17 protein-coding genes are annotated in these 17849 nt (G+C 74.3%); 12 read left to right on the top strand and 5 right to left on the bottom strand.

From position 1 onward, the window contains the following. Window positions 1-1006 (top strand): PP2C family protein-serine/threonine phosphatase (locus ACSNOK_RS05790; RefSeq protein ID WP_436779477.1); only part of this gene is annotated, 1006 nt, incomplete at its 5' end. Window positions 1007-1116: 110 nt separating this feature from the next. Beyond that, window positions 1117-2571: an aminopeptidase P family protein gene (locus ACSNOK_RS05785; protein WP_436779476.1), complete on the top strand. Its 1455-nt coding sequence runs from the start codon at window positions 1117-1119 to the stop codon at window positions 2569-2571. Between the two features lie 168 nt (window positions 2572-2739). Here the strand turns inward: ACSNOK_RS05785 and ACSNOK_RS05780 are convergent, their stop codons facing one another. From ACSNOK_RS05780 to ACSNOK_RS05770, 3 genes are all read right to left on the bottom strand, one after another. Continuing rightward, a complete protein-coding gene (locus ACSNOK_RS05780) occupies window positions 2740-3180 on the bottom strand; it encodes an RNHCP domain-containing protein (RefSeq protein WP_436779475.1) in 441 nt (146 codons plus the stop codon). Window positions 3181-3203: 23 nt separating this feature from the next. Continuing rightward, entirely contained in the window at window positions 3204-3641 is a 438-nt protein-coding gene (locus ACSNOK_RS05775) for an RNHCP domain-containing protein (RefSeq protein ID WP_436779474.1), read from the bottom strand. Between the two features lie 464 nt (window positions 3642-4105). Further along, entirely contained in the window at window positions 4106-4588 is a 483-nt protein-coding gene (locus tag ACSNOK_RS05770; protein WP_436779473.1) for an ATP-binding protein, read from the bottom strand. A 177-nt stretch (window positions 4589-4765) separates the two neighbouring features. On the opposite strand from ACSNOK_RS05770, the gene ACSNOK_RS05765 reads away from it, so the two are divergent. The 9 genes from ACSNOK_RS05765 (at window position 4766) to ACSNOK_RS05725 (ending at window position 14579) form a co-directional block, all read left to right on the top strand. After that, window positions 4766-5548, top strand: coding sequence for a hypothetical protein (locus ACSNOK_RS05765; RefSeq protein WP_436779472.1), 783 nt, complete (start codon window positions 4766-4768; stop codon window positions 5546-5548). A gap of 99 nt (window positions 5549-5647) precedes the next feature. After that, window positions 5648-6385: a YcnI family copper-binding membrane protein gene (locus ACSNOK_RS05760; RefSeq protein ID WP_436779471.1), complete on the top strand. Its 738-nt coding sequence runs from the start codon at window positions 5648-5650 to the stop codon at window positions 6383-6385. A 96-nt stretch (window positions 6386-6481) separates the two neighbouring features. Then, entirely contained in the window at window positions 6482-7144 is a 663-nt protein-coding gene (locus ACSNOK_RS05755; RefSeq protein ID WP_436779470.1) for an SCO family protein, read from the top strand. Beyond that, window positions 7144-7608, top strand: coding sequence for a copper chaperone PCu(A)C (locus ACSNOK_RS05750; RefSeq protein WP_436779469.1), 465 nt, complete (start codon window positions 7144-7146; stop codon window positions 7606-7608). The genes ACSNOK_RS05755 and ACSNOK_RS05750 overlap by 1 nt, the downstream gene beginning before the upstream one ends. Before the next feature lie 6 nt (window positions 7609-7614). Further along, the gene (locus ACSNOK_RS05745) at window positions 7615-9480 is read left to right on the top strand and encodes a FixH family protein (RefSeq protein WP_436779468.1); all 1866 of its coding nucleotides are present in this window, start codon (window positions 7615-7617) and stop codon (window positions 9478-9480) included. After that, the gene (gene efeB / locus ACSNOK_RS05740; protein ID WP_436779467.1) at window positions 9473-10801 is read left to right on the top strand and encodes an iron uptake transporter deferrochelatase/peroxidase subunit; all 1329 of its coding nucleotides are present in this window, start codon (window positions 9473-9475) and stop codon (window positions 10799-10801) included. Before ACSNOK_RS05745 ends, efeB begins: the two co-directional genes overlap by 8 nt. 117 nt (window positions 10802-10918) lie before the next feature. Beyond that, a complete protein-coding gene (gene pheA / locus ACSNOK_RS05735) occupies window positions 10919-11866 on the top strand; it encodes a prephenate dehydratase (protein ID WP_436779479.1) in 948 nt (315 codons plus the stop codon). Window positions 11867-12492: 626 nt separating this feature from the next. Further along, on the top strand, window positions 12493-13770 hold the full coding sequence (serS, locus tag ACSNOK_RS05730; protein WP_436779466.1) for a serine--tRNA ligase: 1278 nt from the start codon (window positions 12493-12495) through the stop codon (window positions 13768-13770). Further along, window positions 13767-14579: an HAD family hydrolase gene (locus ACSNOK_RS05725; protein ID WP_436779465.1), complete on the top strand. Its 813-nt coding sequence runs from the start codon at window positions 13767-13769 to the stop codon at window positions 14577-14579. Before serS ends, ACSNOK_RS05725 begins: the two co-directional genes overlap by 4 nt. A 100-nt stretch (window positions 14580-14679) precedes the next feature. Here ACSNOK_RS05725 and ACSNOK_RS05720 read toward each other — a convergent pair whose 3' ends face one another. Then, on the bottom strand, window positions 14680-15426 hold the full coding sequence (locus tag ACSNOK_RS05720) for a rhomboid-like protein (RefSeq protein ID WP_436779464.1): 747 nt from the start codon (window positions 15424-15426) through the stop codon (window positions 14680-14682). A 163-nt stretch (window positions 15427-15589) separates the two neighbouring features. Here ACSNOK_RS05720 and ACSNOK_RS05715 point away from each other — a divergent pair, with 163 nt between their 5' ends. Beyond that, on the top strand, window positions 15590-15922 hold the full coding sequence (locus tag ACSNOK_RS05715; RefSeq protein ID WP_436779463.1) for a DUF6247 family protein: 333 nt from the start codon (window positions 15590-15592) through the stop codon (window positions 15920-15922). Between the two features lie 158 nt (window positions 15923-16080). On the opposite strand, the gene ACSNOK_RS05710 is transcribed toward ACSNOK_RS05715, so the two are convergent. Further along, a complete protein-coding gene (locus ACSNOK_RS05710; protein WP_436779462.1) occupies window positions 16081-17610 on the bottom strand; it encodes an MFS transporter in 1530 nt (509 codons plus the stop codon). Between the last annotated feature and the right edge of the window lie 239 nt (window positions 17611-17849).

The following is a 17849-nucleotide window of genomic DNA, read 5'->3' as shown; positions in this document are numbered from 1 at the left end:
CCCCGACCCCGATCCGGCGGACCGCCGGATCGGTGCCGCCGTCTGGCTCTACGACGAACCGGCCCAGCCCACCGAACGCCAGCGGCGGCTGGCCGCCCGCTACTGCGCCCACGCCGCCGCGCACTTGGCCCGGCTGCTGGAGCTCGGCCGGGCCAGGGACGCCCTGGCCGCCCTCCACGACGAGCTGCTCCCCGGCCGGCTGCCGCGCGTCGCCGGGATCCGGCTGGCGGTCCGGCACCGCACCGGCCCGCGCGGCGGCGGCGACTGGTACGACGCCCTCCCCCTCCCCGAGGGCGCGCTCGGCCTCGCCGTCGGCGGGATCACCGGCTCGGGCCCGTCCGCCGTCGCGGCGACCGGTCGGCTGCGCGCGTCCCTGCGGGCGTACGCGGTGATGGAGGGCGAGGATCCGGTCGCCGTCCTCTCCGATCTGGAGCTCCTGCTGCGGCTGACCGAGCCCGCCCGCTCCGCCACGGCCCTGTTCGCCTACTGCGACCCGGCCGAGCGCAAGGTGGTCGTCGCCGCGGCCGGCCACTGCTCGCCGCTGATCATGGGCGACCACCGCACCGAGTACGTGGAGACCTCGCTGTCGGCGCCGCTGGGCATGCTGGCCTGCTGGGAGGCGCCCAGCGTCGAGATCGAACCGGCGCCGGGGGAAACGCTCCTGCTCTACAGCGACGGACTGCTGCACCGGACCGGCGACGCGATGGACCGGGCCTTCGCCCGGCTGCACGCGGCGGCGGCGAGCGTGCCCCGGGCGGCGCGACGGGACCCGGAGGCGGTGGCCGACCACATCCTCCGCACGGTCCTGCCGGACGACGGCGCGTGGACCGACGGATCCCATGAGTCCCACGGGTCCCACGGCTCGGACGGCCTCGACGGAACCGACTATTCCGGGGCCATGGACACCGCTCCCGGGCGGCCGGCGGGCGGAACGGGCGCCTCCGACGGTTACGACGCCCGGCGCAGCGGCGAGGATGTCGTCCTCTTGGTGGCACATTTCGAGTGATACGTCCGGGTTCGCCCGGCGGCGAATCCGGACAGGTACTCCTCATCCGCCCTCCCCCGGCGCCGTTCGGCCCACCTACGATGGGGACGGCCCCGTTCGAGGAGGAAAGCATGACCGAGCAGCCCGCGCCCGAGAACCCCGAAGGCGACGAGCCGATCAAGCAGCGGAAGAACGGCCTCTACCCGGCCGTCTCCGACGAGCTCGCCGAGAACATGAAGAGCGGCTGGGCCGACACCGAGCTGCGTGACCTGCGGCCGATAGCCCAGGCCGAGGAGACCGCGCGGCGCCGCGCCGAGCTCTCCGCGCGGTTCCCGGGCGAGCGCCTGGTGATCCCCGCGGGCAACCTGAAGACCCGCTCGAACGACACCGAGTACGCCTTCCGCGCCTCCACCGAGTACGCGTACCTCACCGGCGACCAGACGCAGGACGGCGTCCTGGTCCTGGAGCCGACGGCGGACGGCCACGACGCCACGCTGTACCTGCTGCCGCGCTCGAACCGCGAGAACGGCGAGTTCTGGCTCGACGGCATGGGCGAGCTCTGGGTGGGCCGCCGGCACAGCCTCTCCGAGGCCGAGCGGCTCTACGGCATGCCCTGCGCCGACGTGCGCGAGCTGCCCGCCGCGCTCGCCAAGGCGACCGGCCCGGTCCGCGTCGTCCGCGGCCACGACGCCGGCATCGAGGCCGCGCTCACCGACAAGGTCACCGCCGAGCGCGACGAGGAACTGCGGATCTTCGTCAGCGAGCAGCGGCTGGTGAAGGACGCCTTCGAGATCGGCGAGCTCCAGAAGGCCGTGGACTCCACCGTCCGGGGCTTCGAGGACGTCGTGAAGGTCCTCGACAAGGCGGAGGCCACCTCCGAGCGCTACATCGAGGGCACGTTCTTCCTCCGCGCCCGGGTCGAGGGCAACGACATCGGCTACGGCTCCATCTGCGCCGCCGGCCCGCACGCCACCACCCTGCACTGGGTGCGCAACGACGGCCCGGTCCGCTCCGGCGACCTGCTGCTGCTCGACGCCGGTGTGGAGACCCACACCCTCTACACCGCCGACGTGACCCGCACGCTGCCCGTCAACGGCACGTACACCGAGCTCCAGCGGAAGATCTACGACGCGGTCTACGAGGCCCAGGAGGCCGGTATCGCGGCGGTGAAGCCGGGCGCGAAGTTCCGCGACTTCCACGACGCCGCGCAGCGCGTCCTGGCCGAGAAGCTCGTCGAGTGGGGCCTGGTCGAGGGCCCGGTCGAGCGCGTTCTGGAGCTCGGCCTCCAGCGCCGCTGGACGCTGCACGGCACCGGCCACATGCTCGGCATGGACGTCCACGACTGCGCGGTGGCCCGCACCGAGGCCTACGTGGACGGCGTCCTGGAGCCCGGCATGGTGCTGACGGTCGAGCCCGGTCTGTACTTCCAGGCCGACGACCTGACCGTGCCCGAGGAGTACCGGGGCATCGGCGTCCGCATCGAGGACGACATCCTCGTCACCGAGGACGGCAACCGGAACCTGTCGGCCGGCCTGCCCCGGACGTCCTCGGACGTCGAGGCGTGGATGGCGGGGCTCAAGGGCTGACGGCCCGGCCCGGGCCGGGAGGCCCGGCGCACGCCTACGGCGGCGGCGCGGACCGGCGGCTTCCCGCCGGGCCCGCGCCGCCGCCGCGTCGCGACTCCGGAGCCCACGACGCGACCCCGGCGACCGCGTCACAGCGCCCGTCACCGCGTCACACACGCCGCCACCGCGTCACAGTGCCAGGAGCGCGCCGCTCGCCTCCGTCCGGACGTCCCGGAGCGGGCGGAGCGCGAGGCGCATCAGGGTGAGGGCGTTGTCGTCCCCGGCGATGCGGTTGGCGCTCAGCTCGCCGCAGGAGCGGCACTCGTGGATGATCATCCACTCACCGTCCGGGCGGACGGACAGGCTCAGCGCCTCCATCCGCCCGCCGCAGGACGCGGCCCGGTCGCCCGGGACGCGTCCGTCGACGTGCAGGCTGACCAGGCACTGCGGGCAGTGGTTGCGGTGTGCGGTGCCCGGTGCGGCCAGGGGCACCGGAAGGCGGCAGCCCGCGCAGCGGAAGGCGGCGGCCCGGTTGCCGCCTTGTTCGTGCAGGACGTCCTTGCGGCGCTGCGGGCGGCGCCGTGGGCGGCGTGCGTCCCCGCCGTCCCGTGGGTTCTTGCGTCGCGGCATGATCCTCTCCTCTCCCCGGCCGCTCAGAGGTCCCCGAACGCTTCGAGCGGGAACGGGGGTTGGGCGAGGGGACGGACCGCCATCCGCATCAGGATCAGCCGGTTGTCGTCCGCGCGGACGGGGGTCGAGGTGAGCTCGTCGCAGCGCACGCAGCGGTGGACGACCATCCAGTCGCCGGTGCGCAGGACGGCGATCGAGATGGGGGTCATCCGGCCCAGGCAGTCCGAGGGGCCGCCGTCGACGTGGTCGACGACGTGCCGGGAGTGCAGGCAGGACGGGCAGTGGTCGCGCCGGCGGCCGTCGGCCGCGAGGGCGGAGACGGTCAGGCCGCAGTGGACGCAGCCGAAGGTGTCGGTTCTGCCGAAGCCGCCGGAGGGCTGAGGGCCGTCAGGACGCCTGGGGCCGTCGGTGGTGGAGGTGTGGCTGGGGCCGCTCTGACGAGCGTGGTGGTGGGTGGACACCCGGGTACTCCTTGCCGGAAGGTCTCGATGACAGCAGGAGTAGGCCGAGCGCTGCTCAAGGCGGCCGCGGCGCGGCTCGCGCGGTGGGCGAGCGGGCGGTGGGCGGCCGGGCACCGGAGGGTCGCCGGGACGCCGCCGAGGGCGGCGACGGACGGAGGGCTACGCGGTGCGGCGAGGCGCGCTCGGCGCGGGCCGGGTCGTCATACACACCTGCTTCCGGGTCGGGACGCCCGCCGGGCGACCGGGGACGCCCCGGTGGCGGACGGAGGGAACGTAGCAACGGCCGTTCCGCCGCCGCCACCGGTTTTCGGGCGTGAGGTCCGGCGGCGGGCGGCCGGGGCCGCGGGTCCTTGGCGCTTCCCCAGGACGGCGGAGGCTGCGGGGCCTTCGCCCTTTCGGCGGGCGGCCGGGGTCGCGGGTCTTCGCCCTTTCGGTGGGCGGCCGCAGAAAGGGCGCCGCGGCGCCTACGAGGCGATCGGCAGCGCCGCGCCCTCCCGCCACTTGAGGATCTTGTCGAAGGTGACGACCGCCCCCTGCCGGCCGGGGCGGTTGCGGACCCGGACGTTGTCGGTGAGCGACTCGATGAGGAACAGGCCCCGGCCGTGCTCGTCGTGGGCGGGGGCGGGGGTCCGCGCTTCGGTGCGGCGCGGGGGACGGCGGTGTTCCCCGAGGGCCGTGGGGCTCGCGGGGGCGGTGAAGCCGGGGCCGGAGTCGGTGACCTCGATGCGGCAGGTGTCCCCGTCGATGCGGGCCGTCACCCGGTAGCCGGTGGAGGCGTCACCGCCGTGCTCGACGGCGTTGGCACACGCCTCGCTGAGGGCCACCGCCAGGTCGTAGGCCGTCTCGGGGTCGACCCCGGCCGTCTCCATCGCCCCCACCAGCAGCCGCCGGGCGAGCGGAACGCTCGCGGCCTCGCGCCGCAAATGGAGTGACCACCAGATGCTCATGCTCAGCCTCCTGGCCGCGGCTCGACATACCGATACCTATAGCCGTGCGCGACAGGTGGTAAGCCTGCCGGGCGTGTGAGTCCGCTCATTCGGCGGATGCGACAGGACGGCGCATTGGGGTATGCGGTGGACCCTGCCGGAGGGAGGGCGTGCGTCCGGTGGGATGATGGCGCGGCCATGCCTCACCCCGTCGCGCGCGCCGGCGCCGATCTGCGACTGCTCCGGGCCGCGGTGTTCACCGCGGTCTGCGTTCTGCTGTCCGCGGCCGGGCACGCGCTGGCGTCCTGCGCGCCGGTCCCGGTGTGGACGCTGGCGGCGGGGTGCGCGGTGGTGTTCGGGCTCGTCGCGCCGCTGGCCGGGCGGGAGCGCTCGCTGCCGGGGATCGCGGCCTGCCTGGCCGTGGGGCAGGTGGCGCTGCACGCCCTGTTCGCCCTGGGCCAGCGCGGCCCGGAGGCGTCGCCGCGTACCGGTCACGACGGTCCCCTGGTCTCCTTCGCCGGCCGCCTGCTGTGCAACCGGCGGCCCCCGGCCTCCCCGGCCGAGGCGCGCCGGATCCTCACCGACGCCGGGGTCGGCGCGCCCACCCCGGCCGTACCGGAGGGCCGTACGCCGTCCGGCACCTGGGACGTCCTCGCGCACACCCTGACGCCCTCGCCGGCGATGCTGCTCGGCCACCTGCTCGCGGCCCTGGCCGTCGGCTGGCTGCTGCGGCGCGGCGAGGTGGCGCTGTGGCGGGTGGTGCGGCTGTCGGAGCGGCCCGCGCGGGCCGTCGTGGAGGCCGCCCTGGCCCGCGTGCTGCGCGCGGCCGGGTTCCTGCGCGCCCTGCTGGCCGGCGTCCTCCGGGAGCCGGCCGTGGTCGCGCGCCGGACGGGCGGGGACGACGAGCGGGCGGCGCGCGAGCCGGAGTGCCGGCATGCCGTGATCAGGCGGGGACCGCCGCGGTTCGCCCTCGCGGCCTGAGCACGCGTCGCACTCCGCCGTTACGGCGGGAGGGCGGACGCGTGGTGGCCGCACGCGCGCCACCTCATCCGCCCCCTCCTGCACAGGGAGTGTTTTCGCATGACCATCCACACCATGCCCGCCGCCGTCCGTACCCGTCTCGGCCGTCTCGCCGCCGTCGGCACCGCCGCCGCGGCCGGAGTGCTGCTCCTCGCCGGGCCGGCCTCGGCGCACGTCAGCGTCCAGCCCGGGACCGCCCAGAAGGGCGGCTACAGCACGATCTCGATCAAGGTGCCGAACGAGAAGGACAACGCCTCGACGGTCAAGGTCGAACTGGCCCTCGACCCCAAGCACCCACTCGTCTCCGTGATGCCACAGGCGGTGCCGGGCTGGGACGTGAAGGTCGAGAAGACCAAGCTGGACAAGCCGGTGACGATGCACGGCAAGTCCATCGACGAGGCCGTCAGCAAGGTCGTCTGGACCGGCGGCAAGATCGAGCCCGGCAACTTCCAGCAGTTCCCGCTGTCGGTCGGGAAGCTTCCCACCGACGCCGACGAGCTGGTGTTCAAGGCCCTCCAGACCTACTCCGACGACGACGTGGTGCGCTGGATCGACCCGTCGAAGCCGGGCGGCGAGGAGCCCGAGCACCCCGCCCCCGTGCTGAAGCTGGTCGACAAGCCGGAGGCGGACGGCAAGAACGGCAAGGAGGCCCCGGCCACGGCCGCCGCCTCGGACAACGACGACGACGGCGGCTCCACGGACACGACCGCGCGCGTCCTCGGCGTCGTCGGCATCGTCGTGGGCGTGGCGGGCGCCGCCTTCGGCGTGCTCGCCGGACGCCGCCGCACCGCGGCCTGACGCACGGAACGGCCGGGGCCGGCGCCGCACCAGGCGGCCGGCCCCCTTCCCCGAACCCGCACCTCCCCTACCCGCCCACACCTGGAGAAGCACTCCATGCGCATGCGTACCAAGACCGCGAGCACGGTGCTGGCCCTCGCCGCCGCGCTCACCCTGTCGGCCTGCGGCGGTTCCGACGAGAAGGCGGACGACAAGCCGATCGCCGACGTGTCCGGCGGCGAGCCCAAGAAGTCGCCGATCACGCTGGACGACGCCAAGGCCAAGCCCGACCTGGTCCTGAAGGACACCTCCGAGAAGCAGTACCAGCTGGTCAAGGAGACCGCGGGCCGGCCCGTGCTGCTCTACTTCGGCTACACCTACTGCCCCGACGTCTGCTCGACCGTGGTCTCCGACATGGCCGCCGCCGCGAAGAAGCTGCCGGAGGACGAGCGGAAGAAGCTGCGGATCGTCTTCGTCACCACCGACCCCGAGCGGGACACCCCGGCCCGGATGCGGAAGTGGCTGGACGCCCAGGGCGGGGAGGACATCGTCGGTCTGACCGGCTCGTTCGACACCATCCAGGCGGCGGCCAAGCCGCTGGGCATCCTGGTCGACAAGCCGAAGAAGGAGAAGGACGGCTCGGTCACCGTCAGCCACGGCGCGCAGGTCGTCGGCTTCTCGCCGAAGGACGACAAGGGCCACTGGCTCTACACCGCCGAGACGACCGCCGAGCAGTACGCCAAGGGCCTCCCGAAGATCGTCAAGGGGGAGAACCCCTGATGCGCAAGACGACCGTCGCCGCGGCGGCGGCCCTCCCGCTGCTGCTGGCGGGCGGGCTGGTGGTGGTCACCGGCTGCGATTCCGGCACCTCGGACAAGCCCGAACTGTCCGTCGCCGGCGCCTACATGCCCCGGCCGGCCATGGACGACATGGCCGCGGCGTACTTCACCGTCAAGAACGACGGCGGCGAGGCCGACCGGCTCACCAAGGTCACCACGCCGCTCTCCCGCGACGTCACCCTGCACACCACCGAGGGCTCGCGGATGAAGCACGTCGAGCGGCTGGACGTCCCCGCGAAGGGCAGCCTGTCCCTCGCGCACGGCGGCAGCCACCTGATGCTGGGCAAGCTCGACCACCGGCCCCGGGTGGGCGAGAAGATCGAGTTCACGCTGCACTTCGCCACCTCGGCGCCGGTGAGGATCCAGGTGCCGGTGCGGGACGCGTCGTACCGGCCGAAGGACTGACGCGGCATGAGCACCACCCCGACCGTCCGACGGCTCGCCGGGCTGCTGGGCGCCCTGGCCGCCGCCCTGCTCTGCCTGCTGACCGTGGGCGCGGGCAGCGCGTCGGCGCACGCCGCGCTCACCGCCACCGACCCCCGCCAGGGCTCGGTGGTGCCGGCCGCGCCCCGGCAGGTCCGGCTGACCTTCTCCGAGGGCGTGCTGCTCGGCGCCGACTCGGTGCGGGTCCTGGACCCGAAGGGTGCCCGCGTCGACGACGGCCGGCCCGCGCACGTCGACGGCCGGTCCGAGACGGCGGCCGTCACCCTGCGGGACGGCATCGCGAACGGCACCTACACGGTGGCCTGGCAGGCGGTCTCCGCCGACAGCCACCCGGTGGCCGGGGCCTTCACCTTCTCCGTCGGCGCGCCCTCGGCGACCACGGTGAAGGCGGCGGTCGCGACGACGGACCCGGTGGTCGGGACGGTCTACGACACCGCCCGGTACGCCGCGTACGCGGGCTTCGCGCTGCTCGTCGGCGGCTGTGTGTTCGCCGCCGCCTGCCACACCACGCGCGGGGTACGGCGGGTGGCGGTCGGCGGCTGGGTGGCGCTCTTCCTGGCGACGGCGGCGCTTCTGCTGCTGCGCGGCGCCTACACGAGCGGGCGGGGGCCCGGTGCCGTCCTCGACCTGTCGCTGCTCGGGGACGCGCTGTCCAGCCGGCCGGGCGCGGCCCTGCTGACGCGGCTGCTGCTGCTCAGCGCCGCGGCGGTGGCACTGGCCGTGGTCTTCGGCGAGCAGGCCCGGCCCGCGGGCGGGCGGCGGGCGTACGCCTGGGGGCTGGGGATCGGCGGCGGGCTGGTGGCCGCCGGGCTGGCGGCGACCTGGGCGGCGGCCGAGCACGCCTCGGCCGGTCTCCAGCCCTGGGTGGCCATGCCCGTCGACGTGCTGCACCTGCTGGGCGTCGGCGTATGGCTCGGCGGACTCGCCGCGCTGCTCGCCGCGTTGCGGGCGGCGGAGCCGCTGCCCGGCGGCGCGGCCCGCCGGTTCTCCCGGCTGGCGTTCACCGCCGTCTGCGTGCTCGTCGCGACCGGGATCTACCAGGCGTGGCGGCAGGTCGGCGGCTGGGGCGCGCTCACCGGTACGGAGTACGGGCGGTGGCTGCTGGTCAAGGTGGGGCTGGTGGTGGTGCTGGTCGTCCTGGCGTCGTTCTCGCGGCGCTGGACGGCACGGCTCACCGACCGGGCCCCCGCCCGCGGCCCGCGCCGGAAGCCCGCGCCCGAACCGGCCCCGCCCGCCGGCGCCTCGCCCGAACGGGCGGCCCAACTGGCCCGGCAGCGGGCCGCGATGGCCAAGGCGGCCGAGCGGCGGGAACGGGACGCGGACGAGGGCCGGACCGGCCTGCGCCGCGCCGTGCTCGCCGAGACCGTCGTGGCCGTGGTGCTGCTCGCCGTCACCACCGTCCTCACCACCACCCAGCCCGGCCGCGCCGAGACCGAGCAGAAGCGGGCGGGCCGGGAGTCCGGCGGCCCGTCGGCGCCCGCCGCCGGACCGGCCGAGGCGAGGATCGCGTACGACACCGGCGGGAAGGACGGCCGCGGCACCGCCCGGATCACCGTCGCCCCCGGGCGCTCCGGCGCCAACACCGTCGACCTCACGCTCACGGACCCCGCCGGCCGGCCGGTGGACGTTCCCGAGGTGACGGTCTCGTTCACCGAGAAGGAGAAGGGCATCGGCCCGCTGCGGGCGCCGCTGAAGCGGCTGGCGGCCGGCCGGATGCGCGCCTCCGGATTCCAGCTGCCCATGGCGGGTCGGTGGCAGCTCACCCTGACCGTACGGACCTCCGAGATCGACCAGGTCACCGAGATCGAAGACGTGAAGATCACTGATGGCTGAGACTTCCGGCAAGACCACGACGCAGCGGACCACGAAGAAGACGACCCCTAAGACGCCCCCGAAGAAGACGACCGGACGGGAGGAGGAGACAAGCGGCGGGCTGTCCCGGCGGCGGCTGCTCGGCACGGCCGGCGCGGTGGGCGCCGGCGGGATCGTCGTCGGCGGCCTGGGCGGGGCCTCGGTCGCGGAGGCGGTCCGCAAGGACCCCGACCCGCTGACCGGCGTCGGCTCGGCGGCCGTCCCCTTCCACGGCGAGCACCAGGCCGGCATCGCCGACCCGGCGCAGGCCCACGGCCACCTGGTGGCCTTCGACCTGGCCCCCGGCGCGGACCGCAAGGCCGCCGCCGCCCTGCTCAGACGCTGGTCCACGACGGCCGCGGAGCTGGCCGAGGGCCGGGCGCCGAAGGGCGACGACACCGGCATCGCGCTGGACGCCGGCCCGTCCTCGCTCACCGTCACCTTCGGGTTCGGCCGCACCTTCTTCGACCGGACGGGCCTGACCGACCGGCGGCCCGCCGCCCTCGCACCGCTGCCCGCCTTCACCCAGGACGCCCTGGACCCCAAGCGCGGCGAGGGCGACCTGTGGGTACAGATCGGCGCCGACGACGCGCTCGTCGCCTTCCACGCGCTGCGGCTGCTCCGCAAACAGGGCGGCGACACCGTCCGGCCGCGCTGGCAGATGACCGGCTTCAACCGGACCCCCGGCGCCACCCCGCGCCCGATGACCCAGCGCAACCTGATGGGCCAGATCGACGGCACCAACAACCCCAAGCCCACCGACCCGGCGTTCGAGGAGCAGATCTTCGTGCCGCGTGACCGCAAGGGACCGGACGCCTGGATGGCGGGCGGCTCCTACGCGGTGGTACGCCGTATCCGGATGCTGCTGGACAGCTGGGACAACCTGCCGCTGGAACGCCAGGAGCGGGTGATAGGGCGCCGCAAGTCGGACGGCGCGCCGCTGTCCGGCGGCACCGAGACGACCCCCGTGGACCTGGAGAAGATCGGCCCCGACGGCGCGCTGGCCATCGCCGGCGACGCCCACGTCCGCGTCGCCGCGCCCGCCTCCAACCGGGGGGCGACGATGCTGCGCCGCGCCTTCTCGTACGACGACGGCCTCCGGGACGACGGCGCCCCGGACGCCGGGCTGCTGTTCGTCGCCTGGCAGGCGGACCCGATGAAGGGGTTCGTGCCGGTGCAGCGGAAGCTGGACCGGGGGGACGGGCTGTCACGCTTCCTGCGGCACGAGGCGAGCGGGCTGTTCGCGGTGCCGGGCGGCTGCGCGGAGGGCGAGTACGTGGGGCAGCGGTTGTTGGAGGGGTAGCGGGCTGTCGGAGGGGGCGCCGGGACCACCGGTGGGCGGGGGACCCTCCCGCCCCGCTCGGTATCGTGGCGGGAGCCCGCTTCCCCCGCAGCGGACCGTCCGGAGGAGTATCGCGTGATGTCGGCCAGCCGCTACACCTACCTCGGTCCCGAAGGCACCTTCACCGAGGCGGCCTTGCGCACCCTCCCCGAGGCGGCGACGCGCGAGCTCGTGCCCAAGGTCTCCGTCCCGGCGGCGCTGGACGCCGTGCGGGGCGGCGAGGCGGCGGCGGCGCTGGTGCCCATCGAGAACTCGGTGGAGGGCGGCGTCACCGCGACCCTGGACGAACTCGCCACCGGCGCCCCGCTGATGATCTACCGCGAGGTGTTGCTGCGGATCGCGTTCGCCCTGCTCGTCCGGCCGGGGACGAAGCTGTCCGACATCCGGACGGTGACCGGGCACCCGGTCGCCCAGCCGCAGGTACGCAAGTGGCTGGCGGCCCATCTGCCGGACGCGCGGTGGGAATCGGCGGCCTCCAACGCGGACGGGGCGCGGCTGGTGCGGGAGGGTCGCTACGACGCGGCGTTCGCCGGGGAGTTCGCCGCCGCGACGTACGGTCTTGAGCCCCTGGTCACCGACATCCACGACGCTCGGAACGCGGAGACGCGGTTCGTGCTGGCGGGCCGGCCGGCCCGGCCGGCGGCGCGGACGGGGGCCGACCGGACGTCGATGGTGGTGTGGCTGCGGGACGACCATCCGGGTGCGCTGATGGAGCTGTTGCAGGAGTTCTCGGCGCGCGGCGTCAACCTGACGTGGATCGAGTCGCGCCCGACGGGCGAGGGCATGGGCCGGTACTGCTTCTCCATCGACTGCGAGGGGCACATCACCGACCGGCGGGTGGCCGAGACGCTGATGGGGCTGAAGCGGATCTGCCCGAACGTGCGGTTCCTGGGTTCGTATCCGCGCGCGAGCGCGGACGGCGAGCCGGGCGCGCCTTCGGCGTCGGAGCCCCGGCCGGGGACGTCGGACGCCGACTTCGTGGCGGCGGCGGAGTGGCTGGCGCGCTGCCAGGACGGGCGGGCCTGAGCCGCGCGCCGGAGTCTCGGCGGATCATCCACAGAGTTATCCACAGGGCGCCCCACCCCTGGGGATAAGTCGACAGAGCGAGGGTCGGCCGGATGTCACGAATCGGTCAACGTCGACAAATCTCTCTAGCAATCCACCGGATCGTCCACAGCCCCGGCCGCCGGGTTGTGGCATCGTCCACCACCCGGGAGTCAGCCGAAAGCGCTCGAACAACCCTTAAGGGCGAGAAATCTCCACCCAAAAGAGTGCCCGAACAAGGTTTATCCGTCAGAAAGCCGCCAAAGCGTGGCCGATATCGAAAACAGCCGTGACCTTCGGCGCTCGGCGTCCACAGATTGCGCGCACATCCTGTGGACAACGAATCGGAATCACTCGTTCCTGTGGACAACGGGCGCGCAGCGAGCGGGCCGAGGCCCACCGGGGCTCTGCCGGGACCCGCCGGGCCGAGCGGCCGATCCCGCTCGGTTTCACGTGAATCGCTCGGAATTCGGCGTGCGCAATACCGGAGTTTCCACCCTTTTCCGATCACTCCCGGAAAGCCGTGAAAATCACCCGGAACGGGGCAAAACCCTCCGAAGAGGAATATCGCGTCGAGTGATCGCGACGGTCAACGGTAGCCTGGGGGGGTGATTGACCTTCGCCTGCTTCGTGAGGACCCCGACCGTGTGCGCGCCTCCCAGCGCGCCCGTGGAGAGGACGTCGACGTCGTCGACGCGCTGCTCTCCGCCGACGAGCGGCGCAGGTCGTCCGGCGTCCGCTTCGACGAACTCCGCGCCGAGCAGAAGGCGCTCGGCAAGCTGATCCCCAAGGCCACCGGCGACGAGAAGGCCGAGCTGCTGAAGAAGGCCGGCGAGCTGTCCGCCGCCGTCAAGGCCGCCGACGCCGAGCAGGACGAGGCCGCGGCCGAGGCCCAGCGCCTCCTGCTGCGCATCGGCAACCTCGTCCACCCGGACGTCCCGCGCGGCGGCGAGGACGACTTCGTCGTCCTGGAGACCGTCGGCACCCCCCGCGACTTCGCCGCCGAGGGCTTCGAGCCCAAGGACCACCTGGAGCTCGGCCAGTCGCTCGGCGCGATCGACGTCGAGCGCGGCGCCAAGGTGTCCGGCTCGCGCTTCTACTACCTGACGGGCGTCGGCGCGCTGCTGGAGCTCGCCCTCGTCAACGCCGCCATCGCGCAGGCCACCGCGGCCGGCTTCACCCCGATGCTCACCCCCGCGCTGGTCAAGCCGCGCGCCATGGAGGGCACCGGCTTCCTCGGCCAGGCCGCGCAGGACGTCTACCACCTGGACAAGGACGAGCTCTACCTCGTCGGCACGTCCGAGGTGCCGCTCGCCGCGTACCACATGGACGAGATCATCGAGGCTTCGCAGCTCCCGCTGCGGTACGCCGGTTTCTCGCCCTGCTTCCGCCGCGAGGCGGGCACCTACGGCAAGGACACCCGGGGCATCTTCCGCGTCCACCAGTTCGACAAGGTCGAGATGTTCTCGTATGTCGCGCCGGAGGAGGCCGAGGCCGAGCACGCCCGCCTGCTGGAGTGGGAGAAGCAGTGGCTGACCGGCCTGGAGCTGCCGTTCCAGGTGATCGACACGGCCACCGGTGACCTCGGGGCCTCCGCCTCCCGCAAGTTCGACTGCGAGGCGTGGATCCCCACCCAGGGCAAGTACCGCGAGCTGACCTCGACGTCCAACTGCGACGAGTTCCAGGCCCGCCGGCTGTCGGTGCGGATGCGCGACGGCAAGAACGTCCGCCCGCTCGCCACGCTGAACGGCACGCTGTGCGCGGTGCCCCGCACGATCGTCGCGCTGCTGGAGAACCACCAGCAGGCCGACGGCACCGTCCGGGTCCCCGAGGTCCTCCGGCCGTACCTGGGCGGACGCGAGGTCCTGGAGCCGGTCGCCAAGTGACGTCCGTGCCCCCGCCCCCGTACCGTCTCGTCGCCACCGACCTCGACGGCACGCTGCTGCGGTCCGACGAGACCGTCTCCGAGCGCACCCGCGCCGCCCTCGCCCTGGCGACGGCGGCCGGGGCCGCGCACATCGTCGTCACCGGCCGCCCGGTCGCGTGGACGAAGCACATACTCGACGCGCTGGACTACCGGGGCCTCGCGGTGTGCGGGCAGGGCGCGCAGGTCTACCACGCGGGCGAGCACCGGCTGCTGACGTCGGTGACGCTGGACCGGCGGGTGGCCGCGCTGGCCGTGGAGAAGATCGAGGCGGAGACGGGCCGGCTGCACCTGGCCGCCTCGCGGGACGGGCTGGACGGCGATCTGCTGGTCACCTCCGGCTACCGGCTCCAGGAGGGGCCGCGTCCGCCGATTCCCGTCACCGACCGGGCGGAGCTGTGGGCCGAGCCGCTCAACAAGCTCTACCTCCAGCACCCCGGGCTGGACGACGACGCCCTCGCGGAGGCGGCGCGGGCCGCGGCGGGCGGGCTCGTGGACGTCACGATGGCGGGTGAGGGCATCGTCGAGCTGCTGCCGCTCGGGCTGAGCAAGGCCACCGGGCTGTCGCTGGCCGCGCGGCGGCTGGGGGTGAAGGCGGCGGAGACGATCGCCTTCGGTGACATGCCGAACGATGTGCCGATGTTCGGCTGGGCGGGGTACGGCGTGGCCATGGCCAACGCGCATCCCGAGCTGAAGGCCGTCGCGGACGAGGTGACGGCGGGGAACGACGAGGACGGCATCGCCGTGGTGGTCGAGCGGCTCTTCGGCTGAGGCTTCGCCGCGCGGGACGCGGCGGGGGTGGTGCCCCTGCCCCGCCCCTTCTCCGCTTCTTGCGGGGCAAGCCCCCGCACCCCCGAAGCGGCCGGACGGGCTATTCAGCCCGTCCGGCACGCAGAGCCCGCACGGCCCGCGCCGGCGCCGTGCCGTCCCACGTCGGCCGGCCGCGGACGAGCGGGCCGCAGGCCAGGCCCACGGCCGCCGCGATGGCGTGCCCGACGTCGGTGAACGTGCCGCCGGTCGCCAGCGGCACGGCGAAGAACAGCACGAGGGCCACCAGCCACCCCCACCGCCAGGGCCGCGGGATCCGGTAGCTCAGCAGGCCGGCCGCCGCGGCCAGCCCGTACGAGACCCCGATGTCCACCACGTGCCGCATCGCGCGCGGCGCCGCATGGTGCTCGATGGCGACCAGCAGCACCTCTTGGCTGATCAGAGTGGCCGCGACGTGCGCGACGCCGACGGTGAACAGCCACCGCCAGGTCCCGGCCCAGCGCTCCACATTGGCGTGGATCACCTCGAAGAGGACGACGTAGCGCAGGAACGACGAGGGCGTCTCGATCCAGAAGCCGCTGATCAGCAGGGACTGGAGGGGGTGCTTGCTCAGCTCGTGGATATTGCTGCTGGTGCGGTGGAGGAGGAAGGTCTCCAGCCCCTCGCTTGCCGCCGCGACGACGAGGCTGGTGACGCCGATGACGAGCAGCCAGATGTGGGTGCCGGGGGAGCGTCGGACCCAGGAGCGGACGAGGTCCCGGGCCCGGACGGCCCCCGCTCCGTACCGGCGCACCCGGGCGGGAACGGACGGACGGCCGCCCCCGGGTGTCCCCGGTTCGTCCTGTTCCATCGTTCGACGGTAACCGAGGGGGCGCGGACCGGACACCGAACGGCCGCGGGCTGGGGCGAGCCCAGGAGCCGGCGGGGGCGCCGAATCGCTTCTTCCTCACTCGTTCGAGCGGCGGGAAACGCACTCGGGCCCGAACGCTGGGGCTGGGATCAGAATCGCGCCCATGGGAGCAACCGGGACCACCTCCGCCGCGGTCACCGCGCTGCGGCAGGCGATCAGCCGGATCGCGCCTGCCGCGCTACCGGCTTTCACCAGGGAACTGGACCAAGCCGCCGACCAGTCCCGGCGGGGTTCCGACCTGGCGCCGCTCCGGCGCTTCATCGCCCAATGGGCGGTCTACGTCCACATCCAGCGCCGGCCCGAACTCGCGGCGGACCTCCGCCGCTGGGAAGACGCCGCGCGGTCGGGCGATGCCGCCCAGGCCCGGGCGGCCGCCTCCGGGATCGGGCGGATCCTGGACGGAGCCCACGCGGCCGTCGGGCTGCCGCCCCGGTGAGCGGAGGCTGGCGTCGGGTGCCCCCGTTCGACGGACCGTAGCGGGGCGCTCGACGGGGGCCCGCGTTCCGTGCCGTCGTCCGTTCGCACAAGCCGGGCGGCCCGGGAGGCGGATCGCCTTCCCGGGCCCGTCGCGTGGCCGGTCGTCCGGTGGGTGGTTCAGCGGGTGGGGGTCAGGGCCGGGGTCTCGGTGTGCTTCGTGGTCGGTTTGGCCGGCCGGGGGGTGGAGTGCGGGGGGCGCAGCAGTGTGATCACCGTGAGGCAGAGGAGGGCGGTGAGACCGGCGATGCCCCAGAGGACCGTGTGCCAGACCTCGGTGTACTGGCCGGCGAGCCGGGCGTGGTCCGGGCCGGCGAGGTGGCCGGAGGCGACCCGGGCGGCAAGGCCGGCGGAGCCGAGACGGCTCTGGAGGAGGCTGAGCATCACCGCGCCGAGGGCGGCGATCATCATGGCCTGGCCGCCGCCGCGGACGGTGTTGAGGAAGCCCGCCGCCGTGCCGGAGCGCTCGGGGTCGACGAGGCTCATGGCCTGGCCGTCGATGATGCCGTTGGCCAGTCCGGTGCCGATGCCGATCGTCAGCAGGGGGCCCGCCAGGGGGCCGGTGCCGCCGCCCGGGGCGAGGACGGTCAGCCAGGCGTTGCCCGCCGCGACCAGCCCCATCGCGACGGCGATCACCAGCCGCGCGGGCACGCCCCGGTTCACCAACTGCCCGCTCACCAGCGGTGCGACGAGCACGGGGGCGGTGAGCAGCAGCATCGTCGTACCGGCCTCACCCGCCGAGACGCCGTTCACGCCCTGGAAGTAGGTGGGCAGGTAGGTGAGGGTGCCGGCGAAGCCGACGGCTCCGGTCAGGCCGGCGAGCGTCCAGGCCAGGTAGCGGCGGTCGCGGACCAGGGTCAGGTCGAGGACGGGGTGGGCCGAGCGGCGCTGGAGCACCGCGAAGACGACGAGCAGGAGCGCGCCCACGCCGAAGGCGGCCAGGACCAGCGGGTGCGACCAGCCGTTCTGCGGCCCCTGCGTGACCCCGGTCATCACCAGGGCGAGCGCGGCGATGAACGTCACGGCGCCGGGGACGTCCAGGCGCGGCCGGACGGCCGCCCGGGACTCGGCGACGAGGAAGGTGCCGGCCAGCAGCACCCCGCCCACCGCGGCGAAGACCAGGAAGCCGGCGCGCCAGCCGAGGCCGCCGACCAGGGCCCCGGAGATCGTCGGACCGGCGGCCAGGCCGACGCCGCCGGTGGTGCCGAGGGCGGCGTACGCCTTGGTGCGGGCGGGTCCGGAGAAGGTGGTGGCCAGCAGCGCGCCGCCGCTCGCCATCACGCCGGCGGCGCCGAGTCCGGCGAGGGCGCGGGCCGCGTCCAGTACGAGGACGTCCGTGGCGGTGGCGCTCAGCAGCAGGCCGGCGGTGAACAGGGCCGCTCCGGAGCGGTAGACGCGGCGGCGGCCGAAGAGGTCGGCGAGCGCGCCGGTGACCAGCATGAAGCTTGACGCCGTCAGGAAGTACCCGGTGACCGCCCACTGGAGGCTCGCGCCCGAGGCGCCGAGGTCCGCGCCGATGTCCGGCAGCGCCACCGTGGTGCCGGACATCGACATGGCCAGGGTGAGCATCCCGAGCAGGACCAGGCCGAGGGTGACGGCCGGGCGGCGGGAGCGGGGACCGGAGGGGCTCTTGGGGTCGGTGTCGTCCATGGCCCCGACGCTAGGTTCGCGGGCCGGCCCGCCACATCTGCCGGGCGACCGGGATCGGCGCCCCGGTCACCCGGTCACCGGGACCCGGTCATCCGACAGATGTGGGGGCGGGGTGCCGGCCCGTAGCGTCCTCGATGTCAGCCGGCCGGGCCGGGACGCCCCGGACGCTCGTAAGGGGTGTCCGGCCGGGTCGCGCCGGACGGGAGCGGCGGTCTCCGACACGACACCCCCGAGGGGGG

This window comes from Streptomyces sp. URMC 126 (assembly GCF_051386555.1).
In the GTDB taxonomy this organism is placed as follows: domain Bacteria; phylum Actinomycetota; class Actinomycetes; order Streptomycetales; family Streptomycetaceae; genus Streptomyces.
This window is presented reverse-complemented; position numbering and strand designations above follow the sequence as displayed.